Source organism: Roseateles sp. P5_B10 (assembly GCF_056400485.1).
In genome coordinates this window covers 1-513 of sequence record NZ_JBFULE010001786.1, presented here as the reverse complement: position 1 = coordinate 513, position 513 = coordinate 1, and the positions used below count along the sequence as shown (strand labels likewise).

Genomic DNA, 513 nt, shown 5'->3' with positions numbered 1-513 from the left:
TCATCACGCTGCTCGGCCCGTCCGGCAGCGGCAAGACCACATTGCTGAACCTGCTGGCCGGCTTCCAGAACCTCGACGGCGGCGAGATTCTCGTGGACGGCAGGCCGGTGCACAACGTGCCCACGCATAAGCGCGGATTCGGCATGGTGTTCCAGAGCTATGCGCTGTTCCCCAACATGACGGTGACGCAGAATGTCGCGTTCCCGTTGCGTATGGCCGGCGTCGATCGCGCCACCACCGAGCGGCGCGTGGCCGAGACGCTGGAAATTATGCGCCTGTCGGATCATGCGAACAAATCGCCGTCGGAAATGTCCGGCGGWCAGCAGCAGCGCGTCGCCATYGCGCGCGCCATCGTGATGCGGCCGAAGGTCGTGCTGATGGACGAACCGCTCAGCGCGCTCGACCGCCGGCTGCGCGAATCGATTCAGATCGAGATTCGCGATCTGCATCAGACGATCGGCAGCACGATCCTGTTCGTGACGCATGATCAGGGCGAAGCGCTCACCATGAGCG

At 64.0% G+C, this 513-nt stretch carries 1 protein-coding gene; it reads left to right on the top strand.

From position 1 onward, the window contains the following. On the top strand, nt 1-513 hold a 513-nt coding region (locus AC1DU6_RS35910; protein WP_477863438.1), incomplete at both ends, for an ATP-binding cassette domain-containing protein.